General features: G+C 70.6%; 13 protein-coding genes. 5 read left to right on the top strand and 8 right to left on the bottom strand.

Annotated features, from left to right (window positions below):
* Nucleotides 1-5: 5 nt before the first annotated feature.
* Genes kdpB through HF999_RS03210 form a run of 3 tightly spaced genes read right to left on the bottom strand, consistent with a single transcriptional unit; the run spans nt 6 to nt 3,780 of the window.
* Nucleotides 6-2,036, bottom strand: a complete 2,031-nt coding sequence (gene kdpB, locus HF999_RS03220; protein ID WP_168544498.1) for a potassium-transporting ATPase subunit KdpB — start codon at nt 2,034-2,036, stop codon at nt 6-8.
* A complete protein-coding gene (kdpA, locus tag HF999_RS03215) occupies nt 2,033-3,691 on the bottom strand; it encodes a potassium-transporting ATPase subunit KdpA (protein ID WP_168544497.1) in 1,659 nt (552 codons plus the stop codon). Before kdpA ends, kdpB begins: the two co-directional genes overlap by 4 nt.
* Complete coding sequence (locus HF999_RS03210; RefSeq protein WP_074850389.1) at nt 3,691-3,780, bottom strand: potassium-transporting ATPase subunit F; 90 nt, start codon at nt 3,778-3,780, stop codon at nt 3,691-3,693. The genes kdpA and HF999_RS03210 overlap by 1 nt, the downstream gene beginning before the upstream one ends.
* Before the next feature lie 92 nt (nt 3,781-3,872).
* Between HF999_RS03210 and HF999_RS03205 the strand changes: the two genes are divergently transcribed.
* Together HF999_RS03205 and HF999_RS22930 are read left to right on the top strand one after the other, a co-directional pair.
* Complete coding sequence (locus HF999_RS03205) at nt 3,873-5,075, top strand: MFS transporter (RefSeq protein WP_168544496.1); 1,203 nt, start codon at nt 3,873-3,875, stop codon at nt 5,073-5,075.
* Nucleotides 5,072-5,590, top strand: a complete 519-nt coding sequence (locus HF999_RS22930; RefSeq protein ID WP_168544495.1) for a lipoprotein LpqH — start codon at nt 5,072-5,074, stop codon at nt 5,588-5,590. The genes HF999_RS03205 and HF999_RS22930 overlap by 4 nt, the downstream gene beginning before the upstream one ends.
* 30 nt (nt 5,591-5,620) lie before the next feature.
* On the opposite strand, the gene HF999_RS03195 is transcribed toward HF999_RS22930, so the two are convergent.
* On the bottom strand, nt 5,621-7,219 hold the full coding sequence (locus HF999_RS03195) for a dolichyl-phosphate-mannose--protein mannosyltransferase (protein ID WP_168544494.1): 1,599 nt from the start codon (nt 7,217-7,219) through the stop codon (nt 5,621-5,623).
* A gap of 15 nt (nt 7,220-7,234) precedes the next feature.
* On the opposite strand from HF999_RS03195, the gene rsmI reads away from it, so the two are divergent.
* Nucleotides 7,235-8,095 carry a 16S rRNA (cytidine(1402)-2'-O)-methyltransferase gene (rsmI, locus tag HF999_RS03190; protein WP_168544493.1) on the top strand — a complete coding sequence of 287 codons (861 nt, stop codon included), beginning with the start codon at nt 7,235-7,237 and terminating at the stop codon, nt 8,093-8,095.
* 30 nt (nt 8,096-8,125) lie between these two features.
* Here the strand turns inward: rsmI and HF999_RS03185 are convergent, their stop codons facing one another.
* The gene (locus tag HF999_RS03185; RefSeq protein ID WP_312853997.1) at nt 8,126-9,229 is read right to left on the bottom strand and encodes an aminodeoxychorismate synthase component I; all 1,104 of its coding nucleotides are present in this window, start codon (nt 9,227-9,229) and stop codon (nt 8,126-8,128) included.
* Nucleotides 9,230-9,394: 165 nt separating this feature from the next.
* On the opposite strand from HF999_RS03185, the gene HF999_RS03180 reads away from it, so the two are divergent.
* Nucleotides 9,395-9,706, top strand: coding sequence for a hypothetical protein (locus HF999_RS03180; RefSeq protein ID WP_168544492.1), 312 nt, complete (start codon nt 9,395-9,397; stop codon nt 9,704-9,706).
* A 55-nt stretch (nt 9,707-9,761) separates the two neighbouring features.
* Here the strand turns inward: HF999_RS03180 and HF999_RS03175 are convergent, their stop codons facing one another.
* On the bottom strand, nt 9,762-10,583 hold the full coding sequence (locus HF999_RS03175; protein ID WP_168544491.1) for an endonuclease domain-containing protein: 822 nt from the start codon (nt 10,581-10,583) through the stop codon (nt 9,762-9,764).
* A gap of 155 nt (nt 10,584-10,738) precedes the next feature.
* Here HF999_RS03175 and metG point away from each other — a divergent pair, with 155 nt between their 5' ends.
* Nucleotides 10,739-12,283, top strand: a complete 1,545-nt coding sequence (gene metG / locus HF999_RS03170) for a methionine--tRNA ligase (protein WP_168544490.1) — start codon at nt 10,739-10,741, stop codon at nt 12,281-12,283.
* A 10-nt stretch (nt 12,284-12,293) separates the two neighbouring features.
* Here the strand turns inward: metG and HF999_RS03165 are convergent, their stop codons facing one another.
* Together HF999_RS03165 and HF999_RS03160 are read right to left on the bottom strand one after the other, a co-directional pair.
* Nucleotides 12,294-13,448, bottom strand: a complete 1,155-nt coding sequence (locus HF999_RS03165) for a DUF7373 family lipoprotein (RefSeq protein WP_168544489.1) — start codon at nt 13,446-13,448, stop codon at nt 12,294-12,296.
* 10 nt (nt 13,449-13,458) lie between these two features.
* The gene (locus HF999_RS03160; RefSeq protein ID WP_168544488.1) at nt 13,459-14,634 is read right to left on the bottom strand and encodes a DUF7373 family lipoprotein; all 1,176 of its coding nucleotides are present in this window, start codon (nt 14,632-14,634) and stop codon (nt 13,459-13,461) included.
* Nucleotide 14,635: the final 1 nt, after the last annotated feature.

The raw sequence follows: 14,635 nt of genomic DNA, 5'->3' as shown, positions 1-14,635 counted from the left end.
GCCTTTCAGGACAATCCGGGGATGAGCTGCACGACGAGGTCGATGAGCTTGATCCCGATGAACGGCGCGACGATGCCGCCGAGGCCGTAGATCGCGAGGTTGCGGGCCAGCAGCTTGTCCGCCGATTTCGCCGTGTACTTCACGCCCCGCATCGCCAGCGGAATCAGCGCGACGATGATGAGCGCGTTGAAGATCACCGCGGAGAGGATCGCCGACTGCGGGCTGTGCAGCCGCATCACGTTGAGCACGTCGAGGCCGGGGGCCAGCGGCACGAACATCGCGGGGATGATCGCGAAGTACTTCGCGATGTCGTTGGCGATGGAGAAGGTGGTCAGCGCGCCGCGGGTGATGAGCAGCTGCTTGCCGATCTCCACGATGTCGATGAGCTTCGTCGGGTCGGAGTCCAGGTCGATCATGTTCCCGGCCTCCTTCGCGGCGGAGGTGCCCGTGTTCATCGCGACGCCCACGTCGGCCTGCGCGAGCGCGGGCGCGTCGTTGGTGCCGTCCCCGGTCATCGCGACGAGGCGGCCGCCCTCCTGCTGCTGCTTGATCAGCGCGAGCTTGTCCTCGGGGGTGGCCTCGGCGAGGTAGTCGTCGACGCCGGCCTCCTCCGCGATGGCCTTCGCCGTCAGGGGGTTGTCGCCGGTGATCATGACGGTCCGGATGCCCATCGCGCGCAGCTGCGTGAAGCGTTCCCGCATACCGGTTTTCACCACGTCCTTGAGGTGCACGACGCCCTGCAGCGTCGGGGCGCCGCCGGGCTCGGCGTAGGCCACGACCAGGGGGGTGCCGCCCGAGCCGGAGATCTCGTCCACGGCCAGCCGCACGTCGACGGTGCCGATCGCCTCGGAGACGCTCTCCCCGGTGACCCGGTGCTCCGCCGCCACCCACGCCAGCACGGCAGCGGACGCGCCCTTGCGGATGCGGGTGCCGTCGGGCAGGTCCACGCCGGACATGCGGGTCTGCGCCGTGAAGGGCACGAAGGAGCCGAGGCGGACCGTCGGGACCTCGTGGCCGAGCGTGGTCGCCAGGTCGACGATGGAGCGTCCCTCGGGCGTCTCGTCGGCGAGCGAGGCGAGCAGCGCGCGGCCCGCCAGGGCGTGCTCGTCCAGTCCCGCGACGGGGTGGAACGAGGTGGCCCGGCGGTTGCCGTAGGTGATGGTGCCGGTCTTGTCGAGCAGCAGCGTCGACACGTCGCCCGCGGCCTCCACCGCGCGACCCGACTTGGCGATCACGTTGCGCTGCACCAGCCGATCCATGCCCGCGATGCCGATCGCGGAGAGCAGCGCGCCGATCGTCGTGGGGATCAGGCACACGAGCAGTGCCACGAGCACCACCACATCGACCGCGCCGCCGGAGTAGATCGCCATCGGCTGCAGCGTCGCGACGGCCAGCAGGAAGATGATCGTCAGCACTGTGAGCAGGATGTTCAGAGCGATCTCGTTGGGCGTCTTCTGTCGGTTCGCGCCCTCGACGAGGCCGATCATCCGGTCGATGAAGCTCTTGCCGGGCTCCGTCTTGATCTCGACCACGATGCGGTCGGAGAGCACCCGGGTACCGCCGGTGACGGCGCAGCGGTCGCCGCCGGATTCCCTGACCACGGGCGCGGATTCGCCGGTGATGGCCGACTCGTCGACGGTGGCCATGCCCTCGACGACGTCGCCGTCGCCCGGGATGACCTCGCCGGCATCGACGATCACGAGGTCGCCGATCCGCAGTTCCGAACCGGGGACCGCCTTCTCGCCGGCCGCCGTGCGCAGCCTCGCGACCGTCTCCGTCTTCGCCTTGCGCAGCGACTCCGCCTGCGCGCGACCGCGGCCCTCGGCGACGGCTTCCGCGAGGTTCGCGAACAGCACCGTCGCCCAGAGGAAGACGGCGACGGACCAGGCGAACACCGAGGGCTTCGTGACGGCGAGCGCGGTCGTGTACACCGACGCGATCCACACCACGAACACCACGGGCTGACGGATCTGGGTGCGCGGGTCGAGCTTGGCGACGGCGCGGGGCAGGGCCGAGCGGATTTCTTCCCGATTCACTGGGTGACCTCCGAGATCGGTGCGAGCGCGAGGGCGGGGACGAAGGTCAGTCCGGCCACCAGGACCACGACGCCCACGGTGAGGCCCACGAACAGCGGGCGGTGGGTGGGGATGGTGCCCGCGGTGGCGGGCACGGGGTGCTGCTGCGCGAGCGCGCCGGCCAGGGCGAGGATCGCGACCATGGGCGCGAATCGGCCCAGCAGCATCGCCGCGCCCAGCGTGTAGTTGAACCACGGGGTGTCGACGGCGAGGCCGGCGAAGGCGCTGCCGTTGTTGTTGGCCGCGGACGCGTAGGCGTAGAGCGCCTCCGACAGTCCGTGCGCCCCGGAGTTGGTCATCGCCGCGACGCCCTGCTCCTGCACGACGGTGGCCGCGGTCCCGACCAGCACCAGCGCCGGCATCACCAGGATGTACAGGGCCGCGAGGGTGATCTCCCTACGGCCGATCTTCTTGCCCAGGTACTCGGGCGTGCGGCCGACCATGAGGCCGCACAGGAACACCGTCAGGACGGCGATGACGAGCATGCCGTACAGGCCGGAGCCGACCCCGCCGGGGCTGATTTCGCCGAGCAGCATGTTCACCAGCGCGGTGCCGCCGGCGCCAGGGGTGAGGCTGTCGTGCGCGGCGTTGACGGCCCCCGTCGACGTACTGGTCGTAGCGGTCGCGAACAGTGCTGTGCCCCACTGGCCGAAGCGCAGCTCCTGGCCCTCGAGGGCGGCGCCCGCGGCGCGCGACGCCGTGCCTTGACCGCCCAGCTGGGAGCCGATCGCGATCGCGGTGGAGACGGCGAAGATGATCGTCATCGAGCCGAGGATCGCGTAGCCCTGCTTGTGATTGCCGACCAGGTTGCCCAGCATGCGCGGCAGCGCGACCGGGATCAGCAGGATGAGGAAGATCTGGAACAGGTTGGTCGCGGCCGTCGGGTTCTCGAAGGCGTGCGCCGAGTTGGCGTTGAAGTAGCCGCCGCCGTTGGTGCCGAGCAGCTTGATGACCTCCTGGCTCGCGACGAGGCCGCCGGTGAGCACCTGCTTGTGCCCGTCGAGCCCGACGATCTCGTGTCGCTGCCACAGCGTCTGGATCACGCCCTGCGCCATGAGGATCACCGCGCCGACCACGGAGATCGGCAGGAGCACGCGCAGCGTGATGCGGGTGAGGTCCACCCAGAAGTTGCCGAGCCGGTCGGTGCGGGACCGGACGAAGCCGCGGATCAGCGCCACCGCGACGGCGATGCCGACGGCCGCGGAGACGAAGTTCTGCACCGCGAGGCCGATGGCCTGCGTGACGACGTTCATCGCCGTTTCGCCGGAGTACCACTGCCAGTTGGTGTTGGTGACGAAGGAGATCGCGGTGTTGAGCGCCTCGTCGAAGCGCCATTGCTTCGGGTGGAAGCCGGGCAGCAGCCCCTGCGCGAGGAGCAGCGCGGTCAACGCGACGATGCTCACCGCGCTGAAGGCCAGCGCCGCGACCGCGTAGACGCGGTAGCCCTGCTCGGCCTCCGGGTCGGCGCCGACGAGGCGGTAGACCGCCTTCTCGACCCGCCAGTGCCGCGGCGCGGTCACCACGTGCGCGAGATGGTCGCCCAGCGGTCGATAGCAGATCGCCAGGGCCGCGACCAGGGTCCCGATCGTCAGCAGGCCCGATGCGGTATCGCCCATCAGAAGCGCTCCGGCCGCAGCAGCGCGTACAGCAGGTACGCCAGGGTGAGGATCGTCGCGGCCAGGGCCAGCGCGTTGGAGATGTCCATGGGGTCCACTCGACCACCGTTCGGGGCCGGATCAAGGCCGCGTTAACGCCCCCGATGCGGGTCTTGACGCGTTCTTAGCGGATGATGTTTCGGTGAACTCAGCAGCTTCCGCGCCCGCGCCGCAACGGGTACCGCCGGAGGTCTGGGTCCTCGTGGCCGCCAGCTTCGTGATCGCCCTCGGCTACGGCGTCGTCGCGCCCGCCCTGCCCGCCTTCGCCCGCACCTTCGACGTGGGCATCGGTGCCGCATCCGCCGTGGTCAGCGCGTTCGCGATCATGCGGCTCGCCTTCGCGCCCGCGACCGGGCCCCTGGTGAAGGCCTTCGGCGAACGCTGGATTTACATGGCGGGCCTGCTGATCGTGGCGGCGTCGACGCTCGCGGTGGCCTTCGCGCAGAGCTACTGGCAGCTGATGCTCTTCCGCGGCCTCGGCGGCGTCGGGTCGGTGATGTTCACCGTCTCGGCGATGGGGCTGATGATCCGCATCGCGCCCGCCGAGATCCGTGGCCGGGTCAGCGGCGTCTACTCGTCGAGCTTCGTGCTCGGCGGTATCTGCGGCCCGCTCCTGGGCGGCGCGCTCGTCGGGTTCGGCCTGCGCGTGCCCTTCGTCGTGTACGCGATCGCCCTGGTGGTGGCCACGCTCGTCGTCGGGGTCGCGCTGCGCGGCAGCACCCTGGCCGGCCCCGCGGAGGCCTCCTCGCAACCCGGTACGACGGTGCGCGAGGCCCTCGCGGATTCCGCCTACCGGGCTGCGCTGTTCACGTCGGTGGTGTTCGGCTGGGTGTACTCGATGCGGGTGTCGCTGCTGCCACTGTTCTTCGCCGCGGTGCTCGACCAGCCGGCGGCCATCGCCGGCTACGCCCTCGCCGCGTACGCGGCGGGCGACGTGCTGGCCATGTTCCCGGCGGGCCGCGCCTCCGACCGCTACGGGCGCAAGCCCTTCATCATCACGGGCATGCTCGTCATCGCGGCGGGCACGCTGGCCCTCGGCTTCACCGATTCGGTGCTCGTCGCGTTCCTGGTGACGGTGGTCGCGGGCATCGGCACGGGCCTCGTCGCACCGACCATGCAGGCCACCGTCGCCGATGTCCTGCAGGGGAAGGGGCGCAGTGGCGGCGCGCTGTCGGCCTATCAGATGGCGCAGGACGCGGGCACGATCTCCGGCCCGCTGCTGGCCGGGGCGATCGCCCAGTACCTCGGCTTCACCTGGGCCTTCGCCATCACCGCGGCGCTGTGCGTGGCCGCCGCGGGTGCGTGGCTCCTGGCCCGCGAGACCCGCACCGCGGTCGTCTCGTGAGCCGTCGCGACGGGTTGCCGGCGCGCCGGATCGTGCTGATCGTCCTCGCGGTCGTGGTCGCCGTCGTCGGCTCGGCGGTGGGCGCGGGCGTCCTGATCGCCGTAATCAAGGGCCTGGCGAAGGATCCACTCAGTGATGCGCCGTTGAGCACGGCGATGACGATGCCGGACGGTACGGTCCGGCGCACCGTCGTCGGCACGATGACGATGGTCATGGACGGCCGGACCGTGGAGTTGACCGGGCCGGTGCGCTGCTCCGCCGAGGGGCAGCGGCGCAGCGTCCAGTCCGAGCTCGACGCCGATTCCTTCGCACAGTTCCGGCTCGGGTACGCGCCCCGCCCGACGGAGGTCCACATCCGCTACGAGCAGCGCGGCTACTCGGCGTACGACGGGGTGCGGATCGACCGATCGGGCAGCACGTACGCGGTGTCGGGCACCGCGATCGCTGATGTCCCCGTCGCCGGCCAACCATCGTCGATACCCTTCGTGCTTGACGCTACGTGTCCGGGGCTCTGACTCGGCACCGTCGGACCGGGTAGCGGGCGGCTACTGCCAGCTGGGCAACCACAGCTCCAGGCGCCACCACCACATGGGGATGGGCGCGGCGGTGAGGATGGGCCAGAGCCAGGCGAAGTTCAGCACGACGATCGTCGCGTAGAGGACCACCAACCAGCGGCCCAGCTGCAGCCGCTCGAACCCGAAGAACCGCGCGCGGCCGTCCAGGCCCAGCACCTCGCGGCAGATCAGGGCGATCATGATGCACAGGAAGGGCATCAGAGTCAGCGCGTAGAAGTAGTACATCTGCCGGTCGAGGTTGAGGAACCAGGGCAGGTAGGTCGCGAGGTACATGGTCACGGGCGCGGCGTACGCCCAGTCGCGCTTGACGATCGTCTTCCACAGCGCCCACAGCACCACCGGGACGGCGAGCCACGCGAGTGCCGGCGTCCCCACGGCCATCACGGCCCGGACGCAGGGGCCGTCGCCGCACATCCCGCCCGACTGATCGGCGGTGTAGTGATAGAGCATCGGGCGCAGGCCCATCGGCCAGGTCCACGGCTTCGACTCCCACGGATGGTGATTGCCCGCGGAGTTGGTGAGGCTGTCGTGGAACTTCAGGACGCTGTCCTCGTAGTAGAACAGCGAGCGCAGCGCCGCGGGCACCCAGCCGAAGGTCCCACCGTCGCCGATCTGATTGCCCACCGTGTACCGGAAGACGGCGGTCTCCGAGGTGAACCAGGCCCAGAAGGTGCCGAGGTAGATCAGGACGGGCAGCACCCCGAGGGACATGCCGGACGGGATCAGATCGCGCAGGATCACCCCGCGCCAGGGCCGCAGCACGCCGTACTGCCGCCGATCGGCGATGTCGAAGGCGAGCGAGAGCGCGAGGATCCCGACGAGGAAGTAGATGCCCGACCACTTCACCCCGCATGCCAGGCCGACCATGATCGCGGCCGAGAACCGCCACCACCGGAACCCCAGGCGCGGGCCGTACAGCGAATCGGTGATCCGCCCCTCGACGGCCGCGCGGTGCAGGCGGGCGCGCATCTGGTCGCGGTCGACGAGGATCATCGAGAACGCGGCGAACCCGAAGAACACGAGGAAGATGTCGAGCAGGGCCACCCGCGAGGACACCGTCGTCAGTCCGTCGCAGATGAGGAACAGGCCGGCCAGGCCGCCGATCAGCGTGGACCGGGACAGCCGGCGGGCCGCCCGGATCACCAGGAACACCAGCAGCGTCCCGCACACGGCCGACATGAACCGCCAGCCCAGCGGCGTGTAGCCGAACAACCACTCGCCGATGGCGATCATCCACTTGCCCACCGGCGGGTGCACGATCAACCCGAAGCCCGGATTGTCCTCGATCCAGTGCCCGCCCGTGAGCACCTGCCAGCCCTGCGGCGCGTAGTGCTTCTCGTCGAACACGGGGGTCTGCACCGGCGTGCTGCCGATGAACCCGTTGTTGCTCGGTGTGCCCAGGTAGAAGAATCGGGTGGCCGCCGCGACGGCGGTCAGCAGCAGCGTCACGGTCCAGCCGAAACCGCGGTCGGTCGCGCCGAACACCGCGGGCGGCAGTGTCGGGCCGGGACTGACGACGTCGCGGTGGGCGTCGGCTGCAGGGGTGGCCACGGCTGTCACGCGACCCATCGTAGGGTGTCAGTCGTGGGAGCTGAGGACGCGCGCGGTGTGCTGATCGTCGCCGGGGTGCCGATGGGCAACCCGGGCGACGCCACGGCCCGGCTCGTCTCCGCACTCGCAGCGGCCGATGTGATCGCCGCCGAGGACACCCGCCGGGCGCGGTCGCTGGCCGCCTCCCTGGACGTCGAACCGCGCGGCCGGATCCTCAGTTTCTACGACCACAACGAGGCCGGCAGGATCCCGCAGTTGCTCGCCGCGCTCGACGCCGGTGAGACGGTGCTGCTCGTCACCGATGCCGGTATGCCCTCGGTGTCCGACCCCGGATACCGCCTGGTCGCGGCGGTCGTCGAGGCCGGGCACCGGGTCACCTGCCTGCCCGGGCCGTCGGCGGTCACCACCGCGCTGGCCCTGTCCGGGCTGCCCGTCGAACGGTTCCTGTTCGACGGTTTCGCCCCCCGCAAGTCCGGTGCCCGCCGGGCGTGGCTGCACGAGCTGACGACCGAGCGCCGGGCGGCGGTGTTCTTCGAGTCGCCGCACCGCCTCGCCGAGACCCTCGCCGACGCCGCCGAGGTCCTCGGATCCGGTCGACGCGCCGCGGTGTGTCGCGAGCTCACGAAGACCTATGAGGAGGTGCGGCGCGGCACCCTCGGCGAGCTCGCGGCCTGGGCGGCCGACGGGGTGCGCGGCGAGATCACCGTCGTGCTCGCGGGCGCCGACCCCGTCTCCGCCGATCCCGGAGACCACGTGGCCGCGGTCCTGCGCCGGGTCGACGCGGGCGAGCGCCTCAAGGACGCGTGCGCCGCCGTCGCCGCGGAGACGGGGGCGTCCAAGCGCGAGTTGTACGAGACGGCACTCGCGCAGCGCCGGTCGGAATCCGACGACTGACCAGGACGCGGACACGCGGGGGAGATCCCGTCAGGGCCGGAAACCCACGATCGACGACGCCTTGTCCAGGCACTCGCGCCACTCGGCATCGGGGTCGGAGTCGATCGTGATGCCGCCGCCCACCCCGAGCCGGAGGGCGCCGTTCCGCGCCTCGACGGTGCGGATCGCGACATTGAGGTCAAGACCCGTCAGCGGATGATCGATGCCGATCGCGCCGCAGTAGGTGCCGCGGGTGTGCTTCTCCCACGCGGTGATCCGCCCGCGCGCGGCGAGCTTCGGCGTGCCGGTCACGGAGGCGGGCGGGAAGGTCGCGTCCAGGAGCTCGCGCCGGGTGGTCCCGGGCCGCTGCTGCGCCGTCACCGTCGAGACGAGGTGCCAGACGCCGGGTGCGGGCTCCACCCGCAGCAGCTCCGGCGTCCGGACGGTGCCGATCGCCGCGACCCGACTGAGGTCGTTGCGCACCAGGTCCACGATCATGACGTTCTCCGCGACGTCCTTGACGCTGGCCCGCAGGTCCTCGGGACGCCGGCCCGCCGGCAGCGTCCCCTTGATCGGCCGCTCGGTGAGGAGACCGTCCCGGTCGGTGAGGAAGGTCTCGGGGGAGAAGGACGCGATCGCGCCCCAGTCGCCCTCGAGGTAGGCGGCCTTCGCGGGCCGGGTCGCGGCGGCGATGTCGGCGAACATCTCGAGCGGGTCGCCGGTCAGCGCGCCGTCGAAGCGGGTGCACACGTTCACCTGGTACACGTCGCCGGCGCGGATCGCCTCCTGACAGGCGAGCACCGCCGCCCGGTGTTGGTCCCGGTCCGGCGCGGTCCATCGGGCCGTCCACGGCCGGGGTGCGGGCGCCGCCTCCGGCACCGGGAAGCCGGGATCGGTGCAGGTCCAGCGATCCTGAGTGTCCAACAGCAGTAGCGGACCGGGGTCGCCGCCGATGACCTCGGGTACGAGCCGCGACTCGCCGGTGACATCGGGATAGCCGATGATGCCGAGCCACGGCGCGCCGTCGGGGGCCCTGCCGGGGCCGAGCGCGGGCTCCGGGGCGATGACGGCGCGGAAGCCGCCCCACGTGCCCAGCAGCGCCGCGGGGCGGTGGCCGCGATCCCGCAGCGCCCGCAGCATGTCGACCGGATGCACCGCGCCATCCTGTCATGCGCCCGTATCGGCCGAATGGGGGACGGATGTCCGGGAGAAATAGGGATTTCGCCCGATGTGCCACGGGGCGCGAAGCGGAAGAGTACTTCCTGGCAGGCGGATCCTCTCCCTCCCGGTCCGCCCGCCACCCAACGACGAGGAGCAGCGATGAACCCGGTGATCGACGGCGGCACCGACCTGGGCGGTCGGCTGACCTGGGTACATATCGCGCACGGTGATCTGAGCCAGGTCCGGTTCTACGCCGAGGGGGAGTTCGCCGGCACCGCCGCGGACGCGCCGACCGCCGAGACGGAGGTCATCGGCGTCGACTACGACGTGGTCTACGTGCGCTACGGCCGCGACATCGCCCGGTTCCGGCTGGACGAGTCCGGCGCGGTCATCGCCCTCGACGCCGTCCCGGGTGCGCGTGTACTCGGGGTGCCTGCGGAGATGTCGTCCGCTGCGGCGCCGATGCCATGACACGCCGGGCCGGCGCCGCTCCAGCGGACATTTCAGCGGGCACTCGGGTAGTCGATCACGCCTGATAGTCCGTGGCCCGCCGATGGTCCCGGTTGGCGATCTTGCGATCGATCGCCGCGGCGACCTTGGAGAACTGGTGGAAGACCTGCTGATAGGAGACGCGGAGCACCTCGAAGCCGAGCGTGTGCAGCGCGAGATCGCGTTCGCGATCGGTCTCGATCGCCTCACCGGCGTGATGCTCCTCGCTGTCGCACTCGATGACCAGGCTCCGGCCGACCAGAACGTCGACGTGGCCGACGCCGGGGATGAACACCTGCGTGCGGTACGGGAGCTGCGATCGGCGCAGGTGCAGCCGCACCTGGGTCTCGGTTCCCGACTCCGCTGCGCCGTCGACTCCGGCGAGTGCACGCGCGACACGACGCGGCTGCCCGCGGAGCATCCCGGCGAGTTCACCGGGCTGGAAGACCCTGCGGTGCAGGAGCGAGTCGAGCACGGCGGTGAGTTCGTCGCCGTGCACGCAGTCGACCACCGCGAGGAGCGCGGTCGTCGGATCGTCGATGGCGCCGATCGGTCCGTTCAGCGCACCACCGCAGGCGCGGTAGCCGGTGTGCGGACCGGGCCGATACCTCTGAGTGAGCCGCACGTGCACGCCCCGCGCCGACTCCGGAACCCACACCTTCTGCCTGCTGAGCACGGACATGCAGGTCAGTGCTCCGCCCGCCGCCACCGCGGCGGCGACCTCCTCGTCGGCACCCGGCTCCGCGTACCAGCCGGGCCGGAGCCGTTTTAGGCGCTCGGCGTGCACCGCGCGCCGGATCGCATGGTCGGATCCTTCCGCGAGCAGCTCGGTACGCGCGAACACCCCGTGTTCCCCCATCGGCTCATGATCGCGCCGCCCCGGCCACGAACCCCGCCCGAGAGCGCCGCCTGTGGAGGGATCGGGACTTTCCACAGGGCATCGTCGGGGCGTTGACCAGCGCGACGAAACGTGCTTGCCGGACCGCGGGAACGCACCGATAAGCTGACCCCACCATGGCTGCAGACAAGGCTTTCTACCTCACCACCGCGATCGCGTACCCGAACGGCGTTCCGCACATCGGGCACGCGTACGAGTACATCGCCACGGACGTGATCGCGCGGTTCAAGCGGCTCGACGGCTTCGACGTGTTCTTCCTGACCGGCACCGACGAGCACGGCCTCAAGATGCAGCAGACCGCGGCCAAGGAGGGCATCGAGACCAAGGCCCTCGCCGACCGCAATGCCGCCGCCTTCGAGGCGCTGCAGCGCGCCGTCGGGTCCACCTTCGACCGGTTCATCCGCACCACCGACCCCGATCACTACGTGGCGTCGAAGGCCATCTGGGAGCGGATGGCGGCCAATGGCGACATCTACCTGGGCAAGTACTCGGGCTGGTACTCGGTGCGCGACGAGGCGTACTACGCCGAGGACGAGACGACGGTCACCGAGGACGGCACTCGCGTGTCCACGGGCACCGGCACCGAGGTGGAGTGGACCGAGGAGGCGTCCTACTTCTTCAAGCTCTCCGCGTACGAGGACAAGCTGCTCGCGCTGCTGGACCGCGAGGGCGGATACCTCGAGCCCGCGACGCGCCGCAACGAGATCGTCAGCTTCATCAAGGGCGGCCTCAAGGACCTGTCGATCAGCCGTGACACCTTCGACTGGGGCGTGCCCGTGCCGGGCGACCCGGACCACGTCATGTACGTGTGGGTGGACGCGCTCACCAACTACCTCACCGGCGCCGGCTACCCGGACACGGACTCGGAGCAGTTCACCACGTACTGGCCGCCGAAGCTGCAGATCATCGGTAAGGACATCATCCGGTTCCACGCCGTCTACTGGCCCGCGTTCCTCATGAGCGCCGGGATCGAGCTGCCCGAGCGGGTCTTCGCCCACGGCTTCCTGTTCAACAAGGGCGAGAAGATGAGCAAGTCGGTCGGCAATGTCGTCGACCCGCACGCCCTCATCGCCGAGTACGGCCTCGACGCGCTGCGCTTCTTCCTGCTCCGCGAGGTCAGCTTCGGCCAGGACGGCAGCTACAGCCACGAGGCGATCGTCGGCCGGATCAACGCGGACCTCGCCAACGAGCTGGGCAACCTCGCGCAGCGCTCGCTGTCGATGATCAACAAGAACTGCGGGGGCGCGGTCCCGTCGCCCGGCCCGTTCACCGAGGCCGACGACGCCCTGCTCGCCAAGGCCGACGGCCTGCTGGCGGCGGTCCGCGGCCACGTCGACAACCAGGCGCTGCATCTGTACCTGGAGGCGATCTGGGAGGTCCTCGCCGAGACCAACCGGTACTTCTCCGCGCAGGAGCCGTGGAAGCTCAAGGCGAGCGACCCGGACCGCATGGCGACGGTGCTGTACGTGACCGCCGAGGTCGTGCGACAGGTCGCGCTGCTGCTGCAGCCGGTCATGCCGGAGTCGTCGGAGAAGCTGCTCACGCAGCTCGGGCAGCCCCAGGACCAGCGGTCCCTCGATGCGGTGGCCACCCGGCTGCGGCCCGGCACCGCACTGCCCTCACCGCAGGGCGTCTTCCCGCGCTACGTCGAACCGGAGTAGCGGTCCCGCGCTAGGGGTTCTTCGCCAGGATCGTGTACTGCGCGGCGGCCAGTTGCTGGGCGGCGCGCAGGCTGTCGGCCGACAGGGTGAACATGTACCGCCCGACGGTGCCCGTGCAGGCGCCGGTGTGATCATCGGTGTACTCGCTGCACTTGACGGTGGGCAGGCCCGTCGGCCCCGCTGCGGGGACCTTCGTGGGATTCGGCTTCGTCACCCGCGCGAGCGCGTCGGGCAGCGCGGAGGCCGCGGCGGCATCGCGCGTGCGGTACACGAAGGTCTTGCCCTGCCCGACGAGATCGACGCCGGCCTGCCGGTAGGCGTCCGCCGACGCGAGGTCGGGCACGCGGTGCAGGAGACCGGTCAGGTCGAAGTAGCCGTTGTTGAGCATGCTCGCGACGCTGTCGGCGTTCTCGTAGATCGTCCGTGCCACGATGCCGTCCTTGTCGGCGGGCAGCGACAGGATGGACGACACGGGCGTGGGGGTGAACGCCTTGACCTTCGGCATCTCGAGCTCGTAGGCCTTGGTGACGAATCGCGCCGCCTCGTCGGTCGTGGGCGCGGTACCGCTGACGTTGATCACGAACGGCCCCTCGGTGCGGTACGAGTCCACGGTCCCGGGCTTGAACTCGGTCGCGCTGACCCCGTCGGTCGAGGAGATCGCGATCTGCTTGTTCCGCGCCGTGCCCGCCTTGATCTTGGCGAGCGTCTTCGCGGCGGTGTCGGGGTCGTCGAAGCGGTACAGGCCGATCCGGACCGCGACGGTCGGGTTGTCGAAGTCGTTGCCGCGCGTGGTGGTCATCCCGACCCGCATGTCGTTGTCCCAGAACGCGTCCTTGGTCGCGTCCGGCACGCGATCGATCAGCTGCGTGCCGCGCAGGACGGGATAGGAACGCTTCGCGATGCCCCCGATCGTCAGCCGGGGATCGACCTCGTTCACCTGGATCAGCGCGTCGCCCATGCGGTTGCCCTCCGCGACCCACGCCTGATCGTTCGACGGTGTCGGCACCTCGCGCAGCGTCGTCGGGTTCTGCCCGACGTCCAGCCCCGTCGGGATGACGGGGCCGGGCGAGTTCCCGGCGCTGTCGCTGGCGATGCCGGTCACCGTCGTGCTGCAGGCGGTGAGGGCCAGGAGGCAGGTGAGCAGGGGGAGGGCGGCGCGCTTCATCTGAGTGCTCCTAGCGGGTCGTGGCGAGGATCGTGTACTGCGCGGCGGCCTTCTGGCGCGCGACGGTGGGGTTCTTGTCGTTGACCGACGCCGCGTACCGGCCCACCGCGGACCAGCAGAAGGTGAGCGTCCCACTGGTCATGCACTTGACCGCCGGCAGCTGCGGGATGCCGTCGACCGGCGGGTTCTTCGACGCGGCGGCCTCGACCATCGCGGTCGCGGCGGCGGCGTCCCGTGTGCGGTACACGACGCTGCCGGCCATGCCGATCAGGTCGATGCCCGCGTTCTGGTAGGTCGCGGTCTTGGTCAGGTCGGGGAGGCGGTGCAGGAGGCTGTTGTAGGCGAACCCGCCGGTCTGGATCTCGGGCAGCGGGACCGACGCGTCCACCGGCAGCGTGCGGCTGACGATCCCGTCGCGGTCGACGGCGATGTTCGGCATCGCCTCGATCGGGGTCGGGGAGAAGGCGCGCAGCTTCGCGAGTTCTAGCGGGTAGGCCTTCGTGACGAACTGCGCGCCGTCGGCGGTGGTGGGCCCGGTGCCGCTGATGTTCAGCACGAACGGCCCCTCCGCGACGTAGCTGTCCACGGTGCCGGGCTTGAACTCCGAGGAGAGCACGTTCGGGGTGCCCGTGATCGCGACGGGGCGCGCGGCGGCGGTGGCCGTCCGGATGGATTCGACGACCTTGAGCGCGATCTGCGGGGTGTCGAAGCGGTAGATCCCCATGCGCAGCGCGACGGTGGGGTTCTCGAGCCTGTCGCCGCGGGTGGTGCTCATCCCGACGCGGAGGTTGTTGGCCACGAAGACATCGGCGGTGGCGTCCGGCACGCGGGAGCGGACGCCGTCCTCGATCGCACTGATCGGCAGCACGGGGAAGGAGCGCAGCGCTGCGCCGCCGACGACGAGGCGGGGATCGACCGCGTCGGTCTGGATGAGGGCGTCGTCGCCCATGCGATTGCCCTCGGCCACCCACCTCGACACGCTCGTCGCCGGCACGGTGCGCGCGGTGGTCGGGAACGTGCCCGTGTCCAGTCCCGCGGGGACGGTCACCGTCGGGTCCGCCGCGGAGGGTGCGGCGCTCGACGGAGACGGTCCGGCGACGACGGCCTCCCCGGCGGTGGTCGTGCTGCAGGCCGCGACCAGGGCGGCGCAGCCGACGACGAGGCCGGCCACGAGCTTCGAGCTCATC

Origin of the sequence: Tsukamurella spumae (assembly GCF_012396015.1) — a bacterium.
Classification (GTDB): domain Bacteria; phylum Actinomycetota; class Actinomycetes; order Mycobacteriales; family Mycobacteriaceae; genus Tsukamurella; species Tsukamurella spumae.
The sequence above is the reverse complement of the archived record's forward strand: the minus strand, read 5'-3'. Positions and strand labels throughout refer to the sequence as shown.

Coding starts and splice junctions, on each gene's coding strand:
- kdpA (WP_168544497.1), bottom strand. CDS start 3,691: ATGGGCGATACCGCATCGGGCCTGCTGACGATCGGGACCCTGGTCGCG.
- HF999_RS03210 (WP_074850389.1), bottom strand. CDS start 3,780: ATGGACATCTCCAACGCGCTGGCCCTGGCCGCGACGATCCTCACCCTG.
- HF999_RS03195 (WP_168544494.1), bottom strand. CDS start 7,219: ATGGGTCGCGTGACAGCCGTGGCCACCCCTGCAGCCGACGCCCACCGC.
- HF999_RS03180 (WP_168544492.1), top strand. CDS start 9,395: ATGAACCCGGTGATCGACGGCGGCACCGACCTGGGCGGTCGGCTGACC.
- HF999_RS03175 (WP_168544491.1), bottom strand. CDS start 10,583: ATGGGGGAACACGGGGTGTTCGCGCGTACCGAGCTGCTCGCGGAAGGA.
- metG (WP_168544490.1), top strand. CDS start 10,739: ATGGCTGCAGACAAGGCTTTCTACCTCACCACCGCGATCGCGTACCCG.
- HF999_RS03165 (WP_168544489.1), bottom strand. CDS start 13,448: ATGAAGCGCGCCGCCCTCCCCCTGCTCACCTGCCTCCTGGCCCTCACC.
- HF999_RS03160 (WP_168544488.1), bottom strand. CDS start 14,634: ATGAGCTCGAAGCTCGTGGCCGGCCTCGTCGTCGGCTGCGCCGCCCTG.